General features: G+C 38.9%; 13 protein-coding genes. 3 read left to right on the top strand and 10 right to left on the bottom strand.

Translation table 11 applies throughout. The features are described 5' to 3' along the window. Positions 1 to 12: 12 nt before the first annotated feature. Positions 13 to 1,410, bottom strand: coding sequence for a class II fumarate hydratase (gene fumC, locus ABXZ32_RS08000; protein ID WP_354618151.1), 1,398 nt, complete (start codon positions 1,408 to 1,410; stop codon positions 13 to 15). Between the two features lie 123 nt (positions 1,411 to 1,533). On the opposite strand from fumC, the gene ABXZ32_RS07995 reads away from it, so the two are divergent. After that, positions 1,534 to 1,707 (top strand): hypothetical protein, encoded by a 174-nt coding sequence (locus ABXZ32_RS07995; protein ID WP_062054413.1) that lies wholly within the window; start codon positions 1,534 to 1,536, stop codon positions 1,705 to 1,707. A gap of 265 nt (positions 1,708 to 1,972) precedes the next feature. On the opposite strand, the gene ABXZ32_RS07990 is transcribed toward ABXZ32_RS07995, so the two are convergent. The 7 genes from ABXZ32_RS07990 to ABXZ32_RS07960 all read right to left on the bottom strand — a co-directional run bounded on the left by ABXZ32_RS07990 (position 1,973) and on the right by ABXZ32_RS07960 (position 10,031). After that, the gene (locus ABXZ32_RS07990; protein WP_354618150.1) at positions 1,973 to 4,459 is read right to left on the bottom strand and encodes a TonB-dependent receptor domain-containing protein; all 2,487 of its coding nucleotides are present in this window, start codon (positions 4,457 to 4,459) and stop codon (positions 1,973 to 1,975) included. Between the two features lie 22 nt (positions 4,460 to 4,481). Beyond that, complete coding sequence (locus tag ABXZ32_RS07985; protein ID WP_354618149.1) at positions 4,482 to 4,961, bottom strand: hypothetical protein; 480 nt, start codon at positions 4,959 to 4,961, stop codon at positions 4,482 to 4,484. A 161-nt stretch (positions 4,962 to 5,122) separates the two neighbouring features. Further along, the gene (arsC, locus tag ABXZ32_RS07980) at positions 5,123 to 5,464 is read right to left on the bottom strand and encodes an arsenate reductase (glutaredoxin) (RefSeq protein WP_354618148.1); all 342 of its coding nucleotides are present in this window, start codon (positions 5,462 to 5,464) and stop codon (positions 5,123 to 5,125) included. 81 nt (positions 5,465 to 5,545) lie between these two features. Further along, positions 5,546 to 6,647, bottom strand: a protein-coding gene (prfB, locus tag ABXZ32_RS07975; RefSeq protein WP_145758357.1) for a peptide chain release factor 2 whose coding sequence is annotated in 2 segments (ribosomal slippage) — positions 5,546 to 6,583 and positions 6,585 to 6,647 — 1,101 coding nt in all. Because the reading frame shifts where the segments join, the coding sequence is not laid out codon by codon here. Between the two features lie 65 nt (positions 6,648 to 6,712). Beyond that, positions 6,713 to 7,564 (bottom strand): transglutaminase-like domain-containing protein, encoded by an 852-nt coding sequence (locus tag ABXZ32_RS07970; protein WP_354618147.1) that lies wholly within the window; start codon positions 7,562 to 7,564, stop codon positions 6,713 to 6,715. 43 nt (positions 7,565 to 7,607) lie between these two features. Further along, a complete protein-coding gene (locus tag ABXZ32_RS07965) occupies positions 7,608 to 8,555 on the bottom strand; it encodes an alpha-E domain-containing protein (RefSeq protein ID WP_354618146.1) in 948 nt (315 codons plus the stop codon). A gap of 9 nt (positions 8,556 to 8,564) precedes the next feature. Then, positions 8,565 to 10,031 carry a circularly permuted type 2 ATP-grasp protein gene (locus tag ABXZ32_RS07960; protein ID WP_354618145.1) on the bottom strand — a complete coding sequence of 489 codons (1,467 nt, stop codon included), beginning with the start codon at positions 10,029 to 10,031 and terminating at the stop codon, positions 8,565 to 8,567. A 193-nt stretch (positions 10,032 to 10,224) separates the two neighbouring features. Between ABXZ32_RS07960 and ABXZ32_RS07955 the strand changes: the two genes are divergently transcribed. Together ABXZ32_RS07955 and ABXZ32_RS07950 are read left to right on the top strand one after the other, a co-directional pair. Continuing rightward, on the top strand, positions 10,225 to 12,642 hold the full coding sequence (locus tag ABXZ32_RS07955; RefSeq protein ID WP_354618144.1) for a zinc-dependent metalloprotease: 2,418 nt from the start codon (positions 10,225 to 10,227) through the stop codon (positions 12,640 to 12,642). 15 nt (positions 12,643 to 12,657) lie between these two features. Next, positions 12,658 to 13,680 carry a threonine aldolase family protein gene (locus ABXZ32_RS07950; RefSeq protein ID WP_354618143.1) on the top strand — a complete coding sequence of 341 codons (1,023 nt, stop codon included), beginning with the start codon at positions 12,658 to 12,660 and terminating at the stop codon, positions 13,678 to 13,680. Here the strand turns inward: ABXZ32_RS07950 and ABXZ32_RS07945 are convergent. Together ABXZ32_RS07945 and ABXZ32_RS07940 are read right to left on the bottom strand one after the other, a co-directional pair. Then, complete coding sequence (locus ABXZ32_RS07945) at positions 13,675 to 13,998, bottom strand: YegP family protein (RefSeq protein WP_354618142.1); 324 nt, start codon at positions 13,996 to 13,998, stop codon at positions 13,675 to 13,677. The two genes, ABXZ32_RS07950 and ABXZ32_RS07945, sit on opposite strands and share 6 nt — an antisense overlap. A 284-nt stretch (positions 13,999 to 14,282) precedes the next feature. Continuing rightward, positions 14,283 to 14,609, bottom strand: a complete 327-nt coding sequence (locus ABXZ32_RS07940; RefSeq protein WP_354618141.1) for a YbaB/EbfC family nucleoid-associated protein — start codon at positions 14,607 to 14,609, stop codon at positions 14,283 to 14,285. Positions 14,610 to 14,627 lie beyond the last annotated feature (18 nt).

Here is a 14,627-nt window from a genome sequence, read left to right as displayed (position 1 = left end):
TTTTAGTTTGAACTATTTCATAGATCCAACCATATCTTCCGGTTTGACCCAATCATCATAATCTTCGGCCGTAACATAGCCCAGATTGATTGCTTCTTCTTTAAGCGTGGTTCCATTCTTGTGTGCCGTATTGGCAATTTCAGCTGCTTTATAGTACCCAATTTTGGTATTTAAAGCTGTAACCAACATTAAGGAATTGTTTAATAGTTGTTTTATCACCGCGTGGTTGGGCTCTATCCCGATTGCACAATTCTCATCGAAACTGACACAAGCATCCCCAAGCAATTCTGCCGATTGAAGAATATTTGCGGCCATCATTGGTTTAAACACGTTTAACTCGTAGTGACCTTGGGTACCGCCTACAGTGATGGCAACGTCATTACCCATTACCTGGGCACATACCATCGTAAGGGCCTCACATTGGGTCGGATTTACTTTTCCAGGCATAATGGAGCTGCCAGGCTCATTGGCAGGGATGATGATTTCCCCAATCCCAGAACGCGGTCCAGAGGCCATCATTCTAATATCATTGGCTATTTTATTCAAGGCCACGGACAATTGTTTTAAAGCACCGTGACTCTCCACAATGGCATCATGGGCAGCTAGGGCCTCAAACTTGTTTTCAGCGGTGATAAAGGGTAGGCCTGTAAATTTGGCAATGTATTCTGCTACCAACACATCATAGCCTTCAGGGGTATTTAATCCTGTTCCTACTGCCGTTCCACCCAATGCCAATTCACTCAGATGTGGCAAGGTGTTTTTTAAAGCTTTAAGGCCATGGTCCAATTGGGAAACATAACCGGAAAATTCCTGACCTAAGGTGAGGGGAGTGGCATCCATTAAATGGGTACGTCCAATTTTCACCACATTTTTAAATTCTTGAGCTTTCTTATGAAGTGTATCTCTAAGTTGGGTCACTCCAGGAATGGTCACTTCTACAATTTTCTTGTAAGCCGCAATATGCATCCCTGTAGGGAAGGTGTCATTGGAAGATTGTGATTTGTTCACATCATCGTTGGCCTGAACGGTTTTTTCTCCTTCACCTATTTTATTACCCGCCATTTCATGAGCCCTATTGGCAACAACCTCGTTCACGTTCATATTGCTCTGGGTTCCAGATCCGGTTTGCCAAATCACCAATGGAAATTGATCATTGTGCTTGCCCTCCAAGATTTCTTCACATACGGCAGCGATCATGTCCCTTTTTTCTTTGCTAAGTACTCCTAGGTCGTGGTTGGCATATGCTGCAGCTTTCTTAAGATACGCAAAGCCATAGACGATATCCAAGGGCATAGAAGCCGAAGGACCTATTTTAAAATTGTTTCGGGAACGCTCTGTTTGTGCGCCCCAATATTTATCTGATGGGACCTTAACCTCTCCCATGGTGTCTTTTTCAATTCTAAAGCTCATTTTAAAGTGGTTTTGTTTCCTACAAAGGTACTGCTTTGCCAATTTATTTCCATTTTTTTTGAATTTGATTTGTAGTATTCACCTATTTCAAAGTATCTTTGTAAACGTTAAAATTTATCACTCATGTTTGAATTCGACCAGTACTTAGGTTTCTTAGCATTTTTAACGATTCTTACCATTGGATTTTGGTTAATGATATTTCTATTGACCTTTGTTATTCCTTATTGGTTGGGTGGTTCATTGTTGGAATTCTTGAAAGAAAAACGCGACGCCAAAAAAGCGAAACGCAACGAATAATAAAAGAAGCCTCTTGGCTTCTTTTTTGTTTTACCCCCGTTCACTTAGTTGTAAGCATTACACCAAAATTCTAATTTCTAAAATTTGAATTAGATGTTAGGTGGGTGACCAATTTGTTTGATATAGGAATATATTGTTACCCATACGTAATACCTTGCTCAGAATAATACCCCACAATCTTACTTATTGTTTAGGAGATATTTGGGCATAAAAAAAGGAAACCATCCGGTTTCCTTTTTTTATATCGTAACAAACTAGATGCCTTTTAGGCTCCCCCGCCATAATCTCTTTCTTCATCATCTGGCATACCATTACGCCTTCCATTCTGTTTCCCTTTAGGTTGGTTGAAACGGTACACAAAAGATAGATTAAACTGTCTTTGTCTCCATTGAAACTCACTATCTGAAGTAAAAAAGTCGGTCTCCGTGAAAGATCTTCTTTTTCTGGAATTCAATAGATCACTTACATTAAAGGCAAGTGTTCCCTTGTCGCCCATGATATCTTTACTAAAGGCTAAATTCAATGAAAAGATACCTTCATTTTTTGTTTGGGAATTTTGACTAGGACCACGGTAAAAGGCATTGGTCTGCCAATCGATTTTTCCAGGTAAAGATACCTTAGTGCTAAATCTTGTGAACCAGCTGGTATTTTCTGTACCATAATCCACGTTGTTGAAAACTCCTTCTGTGGCAAATTGGAAGAAATTAAAACTCCAGTTTAATCGTAACCATTTATTTGGGTTATATAAGACACCAGCTTCTGCTCCAATTCTTTCATTTGTGGATAGGTTGATGGGAATGGTCCGGATAATTCGTATCCCATCAGCTGTTACCTCACCGGTCTCCTCTTGTACCCTTTCAAAAGAATTGGTTTCTTTTTGGTAGTAAATGGAGGAGGTTAATGTCAATTTCTCCCATCGTTTTAAATACCCTAAGTCAAAGGCATTGGCATAGGCCGGGTCTAAATCTGGATTTCCTTGGAACACATTGGTTCTACTGGATCTGGATGGAAAAGGATTTATAAACCAGCCTCTCGGTCTATTGATCCTTCTATTATATCCTAAGGTTATATTTTCTCGCTCGGCGATCTCAAATATTAAATTTAGGGTAGGGAAAAGTCCTAGGTAGTTCTTGTCAAAATTTACATCAACATCCCCCCCAATAATCTCTTCCAAGGCTTGTTCATCAAATTCTGAATCAACCTTCCCTTTCAATTGGGTATTTTCCAATCTTAGTCCCGCCAGAAAAGAGAATTTTCCGAATTTATTTCCATACTGGGTGTATAGGGCATTTACATTTTCGTTATAAGTAAAAACGTTGGTCAGATTACGGTTTCTTTCAAACTGTCCGGAGTTCTGATTCAGGGTGTCCAATTTGTAATCATTGATGGACTCCTCAAAGTTACCTCTATATCCTACCTCAAACTGTGCATCTCCCATTGGCAGCACATAATCTGTCTGGAAGAGAAATTCTTTTTGATTTTCTTTTTCATAGACATTCTCCAAGGCTAGTAAATTGTCATTTGGGAAGGTGTTGTTCTCCTGAATTACCGTAAAAATGTCTTCTTTATCGAAAGAATATTGAAGATCTGTCGTCAATTTCTGGCCATCTTCGTCCAATCGGTTAATATAATTCAACGCCACCTGGTTACTTTTATCGTCCTGACTTTCGTCTTCACTTCTAAAAGTTCTGCTAGTGATATCGGTTCCTACAAACCTTTTACTGTCATTATCTGTAACATCGCTCTCATCGGAAACGCGGGCAAAGTAGCTCGCGGTAATAGAGGATTTATCGGTGATAAAATATTCCATTCCGATGTTCATATTAAATCCAAGATCTTCTCGTTGAATATCACGGTCTTCAATAATCCTATCAAAATCTCCGTTTGCATAGGTATTATCAAAAAATCCTCCTCCAGGAGGTCTTCTATAGCTGTAACCTAACGTATTAAAAATATTGAACTTATCTGTACGAAGATTTAAATTGGAACTGATCTGGCTTGCAGTTGGATATCCAATACTGGTATTGATCGACCCATTAAAGCCAAGAGTTTTCTCCTTTTTTAGTATGATGTTTAAAATCCCAGCGGTTCCCTCAGCATCATATCTTGCGGAAGGGCTGGTAATGACCTCTACTTTATCTATAGCATCTGCCGGTAGTTGTCGCAATGCATCGGTAGAGCCAAAGCCCGCTAAGGCCGATGGTCTCCCATTGATAAGTATACGTACATTTTCATTACCACGAAGGCTAATGGCGCCCTCAACATCCACATTTACGGAAGGAACATTGTTCAGGGCATCGCTCACACTGGCTCCACTGGTCGTAATGTCTTTCCCTATGTTATATATTTTTTTATCGAGCCTAACTTCAACCGTAGTTTTTTCACCAACAACCTCAACAGCCTCTAATTGTTCAACATTGATTCCCAACTTTATGGTTCCAAGATCTTTGGAAGAGGTTATTCTTTGGTTATCCAAGCGAAAAGTGTTGTAGGATATATATTCCAATCGGATATTGTAGGTACCTGGTTCTGTCTCTACACTAAACTTACCATTGATATCAGTAATTCCTCCGGTGACCTTTTCAGGATTAGTAACACTTTGCAGTATTAAAGTTGCATATTCCAAAGGTTCATTATATTCTTTGTCCAATACCGTTCCTGATATAGTAACTAGTTCTGATGAACCTCGTTGTCTTTGGCCAAATGTTAAGGATGTGGTGAGGATTAGTAGTAACGGTATTAGTTTTTTCATAGTGTAGTTAGCGACTTAAATATTAGTTTTTCTTCTTCTTCTTTTTTCGTTTTGTTTTCCTGATACCATCTTCCTTTAGGTTTAAGAAAGCTTCGTATTTTTCGGCAGGAAGGCCTGCTTTTAATTCTGCATCTTGGTTCAAATTGATCTTTTCATAAGCTTCCCTCATTTTATCGGTCTCCAATTGTAAGATCTGAATCTCTATACGTTGCTTCATATATTTGATCAGGGTAGTGCTGACAACTGCCTTTTCAAATTCATTCAATTCCAAAGCCTCTGCAATTGCCGGCATCTGGGTTTCTACCATTTCCTCTGCCGTTAAAGGCTCCGCTTTCTCAGGTGCTTGCTGGGATTGTGGAATATTACTCTGTCTTCTGCCATATCCATTGTTTCCATAACCATTATTTCCATACCCATTACCATTACCGAATTGTGCCTGGATCAGGGTGGTTGAAAAGAGTAAAATTATTACCGTGAAAATGTACGTATTCTTGGTGCTCATAGCTTTAATGATTGGTTAGAGTCCAAAAATACAGGAAGGTTTAAGCCGCTTTGGTTAAATGTATGTTAAATAACAATCAACAAAAGCGGCTTGGCTAAAACTTGACGTTAAAGTTTGTTAAGGAATAACAATAAAACGTTGAACAAAAAAATAAAGGAAGATTAGAGCAGTTCGTTTACCTTTTCTGGGGGCCTTCCGATAATGGCCTTTCCTCCGTCAATTACAATAGGTCTTTCTATAAGTTTCGGATAGGTAATCATTGCATTGATGATATCTTCTTCAGAAAGTAGCTTACCTCTAAACTTTTCTTTCCAAATAGGTTCATTTTTTCGGACCAAATGCTCGGCATTCAAAGAGAGACAGTTTAGTACTTCCCTGAGTTCCTCCTTGGTAGGGATGTCCTCCAGATATTTTACAACTTCATACTCCTTGCCAGATTCTTTTAATAGGTCCAATGCTTCCCTAGACTTTCTACATCTGGGATTATGATAAATTTTGATCATTACTTAATATTTGGTTAGACTTTACTAATATTGATTCAGAATGGTCTTCCTGGTTTTTATTTCCTTACAATCAGTTTCAGATTAATCAGATTCCTCTTTTTGCCCCATCATCATGAGAAAGGCTTTTAAAAATTGATTAATATGACCATCCATAACGGCATCAACATTTCCTGTTTCCTCTCCTGTCCGTACGTCTTTTACCAGTTTATAGGGATGCATTACGTAATTTCTAATCTGTGAGCCCCATTCAATTTTCATTTTGGAGGCTTCAATTTCATTCCGGGCAGCCTGTCTTTTACGCAATTCAATTTCGTACAATTGGGATTTAAGCAGACGCATGGCGTTCTCCCTATTTTCCAATTGGGATCTTGTTTCCGAGTTATGGACCACAATTCCGGTAGGGTGGTGGGTTAAAATGGCTTTGGTTTCTACCTTGTTTACATTTTGTCCCCCAGCACCTCCTGATCTTGCAAAGGCCCAAGAAATGTCGGCCGGATTGATGTCTATTTCAATACTATCATCGGCAAGTGGGTATACATATACAGAGGCAAAGGAGGTGTGCCTTTTGGCATTGCTGTCAAATGGGGAAATACGCACCAATCTATGGACCCCATTTTCTCCTTTTAACCATCCAAAGGCAAAATCGCCCTCAATTTCCAGGGTGACCGTTTTTATTCCGGCAACATCCCCTTCTTGATAATTGACTTCCTTAACCTTGTACCCATTTTTTTCGCACCACATTAAATACATGCGCATCAACATTGCTGCCCAATCACAACTTTCGGTACCTCCGGCACCAGCTGTGATCTGTAGGACGGCGCTAAGATCATCTCCTTCATCAGAAAGCATGTTCTTGAATTCGAGGTTTTCAATAGCGTCGACTATTTTGTCGTAATGCTGTTGTACCTCTTCTTCGGGAATGGCACCTTCTTTTTGGAATTCTATTAAGACTTCCAGATCGGTTAAAAGTGATTTTGCCTCATTGAAATCGTCTACCCATTGTTTTTTGGATTGGATCAATTTCATATGGGCCTGGGCTTTTTGGGGGTTGTCCCAAAAATTAGGTTCCAGGGTTTTTTCTTCTTCGTTTTCTATTTCGACAAGCTTGGCATCTATGTCAAAGATACCTCCTTAACGCACCAAGGCGATCAATGAGACTCTTATAATTGTCTGTAGTTATCATATCCTATAATTTGACTCAAAAATAGGGTTCTTTTTTTTGATTTTTATGGAAAAGGAAAAGGTTATTTATTGTTGTGACTGCACTTCTACTGAATGCATGGTCTCATTCTTTCCTAAGGCATAAACTACTCCCTTTAAAGGAGAACAATCGTTGTAATCCTTACCATGGGCAACTTTAATATGATTGTCATTGACTAACAGGTCATTGGTAGGATCAAATCCTATCCACCCTGCTTCTGGAATAAAGCATTCTGCCCAAGCGTGCATCTGCGAATCCCCGAAATAACCAATTCCTTGATGAAGATAACCTGAGACATAGCGGGCAGGAATTCCATTGGCCCTAGCCAGGGCACAGAAAAGATGGGCAAAATCTTGACAAACACCTTCCTTATTCTTCAGTACCTCCTCCAATTTGGTATTTACATTGGTGACCCCAGTTTTAAAATTGATATATAGGTACACCCAGTGATTTAATTGCTGTAGATTTTCAAAGATGCTTTCGGAAGCATCAAATTTAAAGATATCCTCTACTTCTTTTGGAAGTAAGGTATATGGTGTTTTACGCAAATAGGGCTCAAAATCTGCCTTAAAGTCCAAGCTTTTTATTTTCTCGTAATTTTCTGCTATGTTGAAAACGGGTATATTTTCAAATGGATTTAAACTTTTCTTGGTCAACTTAAAAGAGCCCTTGAAGTTTATATTTTGGAAGCTTTGTTTCGGAGATACTCTAATGGTTTGAAAACCAAGACCATTGGTGGAATACTCAAATTTGGCATTGAGGGAGTTTTCGAAATCTACCTTGATCAATTTTTGGGTATCGTTCGTTTCTGGCACAATCAAGAATTGCCAAGCTGCGTTATCCACAGCGTTCTCATAATTGTTTTCTGCCTTGTAGGTAACTGTATATTCAAAGGACATCTGATGGTTTTGAGTCGACAAAAGTAAGTCAATGCATTAATAATCAATAGTTAAAAAATTCATTTTCCATCTTTTGGCTAATTTGTACTAAGCTATTAAGTATATTTTCAATGAAACTTTGAATATCCTCCTCAATTTCTTCTGCATATTTAAACTCATATTCCCCTTTTACCTTACTGACTAAAAAAGCAGTTGAATTTTTATCTGGATTCTTAGATTCGTCCAGTACCTTGATATGCTTATACACTTGGTTAATACTGTTGATGACAGATCGAGGACAATCTGGATTTAAAATTAAAAATTCCAAGGTGCAAATGCTGTTTGGAGTCTTTTTATAGAATCGCCTCATCATATCATAAGATTCCACACATTTTAATAAGGTTATCCATTCAAAGCTATTGCTGATTTTGTCACCGTAATTTCCTTTTGCCAGCACAGCATCGTTATATTTGGAATTGATGATTCTAATTACCTGAGTAGCTCTTTCTAAGTTGATACCTAACATGGTAATTGCGTATACCTCATCATGTAACAGCGTGCCCCTGATCTTTCCCCTCATAATAGCTGTCATTTCCGCTATGTTCATTGTAAAATCGTACAAACCCTTTCTTTTGAAATCGTCCTTACAATAACTGATTACAAAATGGTAGAACTTGTTGATGGCCTCATAGAGTTCGGTGGAAATTAGATCTCTCGCACTATTTGCATTTTCCCTAGCCAATTTCACATTATTGATGATGGAGTAGGGCTTATCGGGATTGAGTCCAATATTATATAGGACCTCCTCCTCATCCAACATTACTGTATTATCTTGAATTGGATCACCAACAAAAAACATCATGGACCGTAGTACGAACTGTCTGGACTGGGATAGCTCGTTGGGTGCATCCAAGGAGGAAAAATAATTTACGTTTAAATATCTGGCCAAGTGTTCGGCGCGCTCAATATAACGGCCCATCCAGAAAAGATTATTCGCAACTCTAGCTAACATATGTTGGTTTTATTTTTTTAATACCCAGGTGTCTTTGGATCCTCCTCCTTGTGAAGAATTTACTATTAGATTTCCTTTTTTAAGCGCAACCCGTGAAAGTCCGCCTTTAAGGACAAACTCTTTATTGTTCCCCAACAATGTAAAAGTTCTTAAATCCACATGTCTCTGCTCAAAGGATTCACTGTCATCTATATATGTAGGGTGAACGGAAAGTGACATTATAGGTTGGGCGATGTACTTTCTAGGATGCTCCTTTATTTGTTCCTGAACTACCTTTATTTCTTCTTTGGTAAGCCTGTTGCCAATGGAAATACCATAACCACCTGCTTCATCTACGGGTTTTACCACCAATTCATGGATATGTTCCAATACATATTTTAGTTCATCGGGTCTGCTGCAGTGATAGGTGTGCACATTGTTGAGAATTGGCTCTTCATCCAAATAATATTTAATGATTTGGGGCATATAGGTATATACCGCCTTATCATCTGCGACTCCAGTTCCCGGAGCATTTGCCAAACAAACATTCCCTTTTATATAGGCCGCGAAAAGACCAGGGACTCCTAGAGAGGAATCGGCCCTAAATTCCAACGGATCCAGAAATTGGTCATCCACCCTTCGGTAAATTACGTCTACTTTGATGGGCCCGCGAATGGTTTTCATATATACAAAATCATTCTCCACAAATAGATCCCGACCTTCCACCAATTCCACACCCATGGCCTTCGCTAGATATGAATGCTCATAGAAAGCGGAATTGTACATCCCGGGGGTAATCACCACACAATTGGGAATATCCACGCCTTTAGGTTTTACACTCTCCAAGATATCGAGTAGATTTTCAGCATAGTTGGTAACCGTATGTGTCTTATAATGATTAAACACCCCAAAAAGTGCCCTTTTAAGAGCCGTTCGGTTACAAATGACATAACTTACACCGGAGGGACATCTAATATTGTCCTCCAACACATAATATTCTCCGTCAGAATGTTTGATGATATCGGTACCCGATATATGGTTGTAAATACCTCCCGGAGGATCTACCCCTATCATTTGATGCAGGTAATTGGCAGAAGAACTTATTAGGTCCAAGGGAACAATACCATCTTTGATGATTTTTTTATCATGGTAGATATCCCATAAAAATAAATTTAATGCTTTGCTCCTTTGAATGGCACCGCGCTCTATTGTATTCCATTCATCAGGATCTATGATTCTGGGAAAAAGATCAAAGGGGAATATTTTTTCCTTTGTGTCATGTTCTCCATAGGTCTGGAATGTAATCCCTTGATTAAAAAAGGAAGACTTGGCCTTATTGTTCAGCTGTACATAATCCATGATGGAGTGATTCCCATATAGGTCAAACAACTTTTGGTAAACATTTTTAGTGCTACCAAGGGTATCAAATACTTCATCAAAGAGGTCGGGGTTGTTAATATAAGAGGAGAAAATGGGTTTTTTGATATTCGAGCTCATATACTAAATTTTCTATAAGATACTGCATTTTAGTCAATTGGATATTTAAACTTGTTGCATTGCCCTAAGAATTATTAATTAGATAAAAAGAGGAGTTGAATTTTATCAAAAAGGCGATATCAATATAAAAATACCAAGTGATAATAATGTTTGAACCATTTTACATAAATTTAGAACTTCAATTTTTAGTACTATGAAATACCTCTTTAATTTTGCAGTTGTCTTCTTTATGGCAACGACCGTCTTATTTGCCCAATTTTCCGAAAAAAGTAAAAATTTCAAGAAGTTTGATGGCCTCTTTGCCTTCTACTACGATCAAGGGAATGATAAGGTATATATGGAGGTAAGCGAATTGAACAAAGAATTCCTTTATGTATATTCCCTTAGTAGTGGCATAGGGAGCAATGACCTAGGCTTGGATCGGGGCCAATTGGGTAATGAACAGGTGGTATACTTTAAACGGGCAGGCAACAAACTTCTATTGGTACAGCCCAATCTAAAATATAGGGCCATCACAGAGAATAGCTTGGAGAAAAAATCAATAGAGCAGGCATTTGCCAAATCGGTTTTGTTCGGATTTAAAATAGAAGAGGAGAAAGATGGTCGTTTTATTATAGATATGACCGATTTTTTAATGCAGGACATTCATGGCGTTGCTTTAAAATTAAAGGAGAAAAAGCAGGGGAACTATAGTTTGGATAAGAGTAAAAGTGCTATAGATTTGGAACGTACCAAAGCATTCCCGAAAAATGTGGAAATGGATATTATTTTAACCTTTACCGGGGTTGTAGAGGAAAAAGCCAAGCTTTTGGAAGGAGTCGCCCCCAATAAAAGTATTGTGACAGTATCCCAACACAATTCATTTATAGAGTTGCCAGACAATGGCTATAAAAAAAGGGAATTTGATCCAAGAAGTGGGTCCTATCCTTTTTCGTATTACGATTATGCCACGCCAGTTCAAGAACCCATTTTAAAACAGTTTGTTACGCGCCATAGATTGGAGAAGAAAGATCCTTCAGCTACCATGAGTGAGGCTGTGGAACCTATTATATACTATTTGGACAATGGTACCCCGGAGCCCGTGCGATCTGCATTATTGGACGGTGGGAAATGGTGGAACCATGCTTTTGAGGCTATTGGATATAAAGATGCATTTCAATTGAAAATGCTTCCGGATGATGCCGATCCATTGGACGTTCGTTACAACGTGATCCAATGGGTACATAGGTCAACAAGGGGATGGAGCTACGGAAGTAGCATAACCGATCCAAGAACGGGGGAAATTATGAAGGGCCATGTGAGCCTAGGGAGTTTGCGTATTAGACAGGATTTTCTAATTGCCCAGGCGTTGATGGACAAGCCTTTTGCAGAACGTGATGATAATTACCAAGAACTTTTGGACCTTTCTTTGGCCAGAATCAGGCAATTATCGGCACATGAAATTGGTCATACCCTTGGTTTTTCACATAATTTTGCGGCAAGTACCAACGATAGAGCTTCGGTAATGGATTATCCGCATCCTCAATTTTCAGTTAAAAATGGGAAAATAGATTTTTCCAAGGCCTATGCCAATGGGATAGGGGAATGGGATAAAGTTACTGTGGCATATTCCTATTCACAACTAGAGGAAGGAAGTAATGAAAGGGAGGCGCTAAATGAAATATTGACAAAAGCACAAAATAAAGGATTGCGATATATCTCCGACTCGGATGCAAGACCACAAGGTGGGGCCCATGTATTGGGGCATTTATGGGATAACGGTAAAGCTGCAAGCGATGAACTTAAGGAGATGTTGGAAGTGAGAAAAGTTGCCATCTCCAATTTTTCTATGGATAATATCAGAAAGAACGAACCAAATTCTGTGTTAGAGGATGTTTTTGTGCCCTTATATTTTTTCCATAGGTATCAAACGGAGGCTGTAGCAAAGGTTATAGGAGGGTTGGATTATAATTATACGGTTAAGGGTGATGGACAGTTAACAGTTAAAACTGTAGATAAAAAAGTACAGGAAAATGCGGTTAAGAGCATTTTAAAAACATTGGACGCCCAAGAAATTGCTATTCCCAAGGACAAATTGTCCTTATTTCCTCCCAGGGCCATTGGCTACAACAGGACAAGGGAATCATTTAAGGGTAAAACAGGTGTTTCCTTTGATGCAATATCAGCTCCGGAGACCGCAGCAGATATGACGTTGAAGCTATTGTTGCATCCAGAACGGGCATCCCGACTCATTCAGCAGAAAAGTTTGGAACCTTCCAATTTGGGGTTAAATGAGGTTTTGGATGACTTGGTAAAGGGTACCATAAACCATAATCCTAGGGATCCATATGAAAATGAAGTGCAACAATCCATCAATTTTAGGGTGTTGTTCCATATCATGAATTTAGCTGCCCACGATAAGGTGCACCCACAGGTGAATGCCATTGCAAGTGCTGTTTTGATGGATATCAAATCAGATCTGGTATCTAAATCCAAAGATGCGATCAGTAGGGAAATGGTACGGAGGATCAATGACTTCTACAATCACCCAGAACAGTTTAAAGTGATACCCAGTCCAACTATCCCCGATGGATCGCCCATCGGTATGGATTGTTTGGAATATACCAATTAAAATTACAGTGATATTTTGGAAATAAATTTGATAAGTGATACGGTAACTAAACCTACCCCTGGAATGTTGGATGCCATGATGTCCGCAAAAGTAGGGGATGATGTATTTAAGGCAGATCCTTCGGTAAACGCCTTGGAGGAAAAGGTTGCGGCCATGTTTGGAATGGAAGCTGCCCTTTACTTTCCCAGTGGCACCATGACCAACCAGGCGGCCATAAAGTTGCATACACAACCAGCAGAACAGTTAATTTGCGATAAATATGCCCATATCTATAATTACGAAGGTGGTGGTATTAGCTTTAATAGTGGAGTGTCCTGCAAGTTGGTAGATGGCCATAGGGGTATGATGACGGCTGCTCAAGTGGAAGCTTCCATAAACCCTCCAGATTTTTACCATAGCCCTTTAACAACGTTGGTTTGCGTGGAGAACACTACTAATAAAGGGGGCGGCGCTTGCTGGGATTTTGAAGAATTACAGGAGATCAGAAAAGTTTGTGATTCCCATGGGCTTGCCTATCATTTGGATGGTGCCCGGTTATGGAATGCATTGGTTGCAAAAAATGAAAGCCCCAAACAATATGGAGAACTGTTCGATACCATTAGTGTTTGTCTCAGTAAAGGGCTGGGATGTCCTGTAGGTTCTGTATTGGTAGGTGATGCCGCACTAATTCAGAAAGCGATTAGAGTTCGAAAAGTATTGGGTGGAGGAATGAGGCAAGCTGGTTTTTTGGCAGCCGCAGGGATTTACGCACTAGACCATCAGTTGGAACGCTTGGCGGAAGACCACAAAAAAGCAGATGAAATTGGTAATTTGCTCAATCAATTGGCATTTATAAAAAAGGTAGAGCCCATAGAGACCAATATAATTATTTTTGAGATCGATGATGCCTTAATGAGTGCTGAAACTTTTGTGCAGAAACTAAAAGATAGAAACGTACATTTAATAGGAATGGGTCAAGGGAAATTGCGAATTGTGACCCATTTGGATTATACCGATAATCAACATGAAGAATTTCTGAAGATTCTGAAAAGTTTATAACTCAGGCACGTTGGAGATGGTATCAAAGTACGTTTTTAAATTTTTGATACCATTTTCCATTCCGGCCTCGGAACTATAGAGTTGACTGCTGCCAATAAATTGTCCTTCCCTGTTTTTTAAATGGAATAGAAATTTGCCGCTGTGATCGGTTTTTCGTTCAAATATTTTTCTTTCATTAATGGACTCTTGAAGCTCCGTCACTAACTTTTTTATATCCTCACTATTTGGGAAATCAATACTTTCCAAAATAGTATTTCCAGAAGAAGTACTTACCTTAAATCTGTACGCATTTTCATTATGTTTCTTTATCTCTATCATGTACGTTCCGGCTTTTTTCTAAAAATACTAAACTTTTGGTTGTGTTCTTTTATTTAAACCCAAATAACTTTTAGGAAATTAACTTCATTACATTTTAATTCTCGGAAGTGGATCGTTTACTGATATTCTACTATCAAAGATACTTAAGCCATTGTACTCCTATTCTTTCGGTTCCCAGAGAATTGGTTTAGGAATATCATTGGGGTTTATACTATACATAAGTGGTAAACCCCATTTTTATTCAATAGGAGAACAAATTTCCTGTTGTGAATTAGAGCTTTTATTTACTTGAGAAAAGCGTCCATACCTGGGATATTGGGCATACCTTCTTTTGCAACGGCCGCAAGCTCTGCTTCATTTACTTCCGTAGCCCTTTCTATTGCCTTGTTCAGGGTAAGGATAAGGTAGTCTTCCAATTGTTCTTTATCTGCCAATAGGCTATCATCAATCTGGATGGACTTTATTTTTCTATTGGCCGTGATGGTCACTTTTAAAAGATCATCTGATGATTTCTCTTCCAATGAAACATGGTTCAACCTTTCTTTCGTGGCCTTTACTTTTTCTTGGGTTTCTTTTAATTTTCCCATCATTCCCATTAAATCTCCAAACATAATTTCTTTTTTTTCTAT

Origin of the sequence: Sediminicola luteus, from assembly GCF_040566555.1 — a bacterium.
In the GTDB taxonomy this organism is placed as follows: domain Bacteria; phylum Bacteroidota; class Bacteroidia; order Flavobacteriales; family Flavobacteriaceae; genus Sediminicola.
The sequence above is the reverse complement of the archived record's forward strand: the minus strand, read 5'-3'. Positions and strand labels throughout refer to the sequence as shown.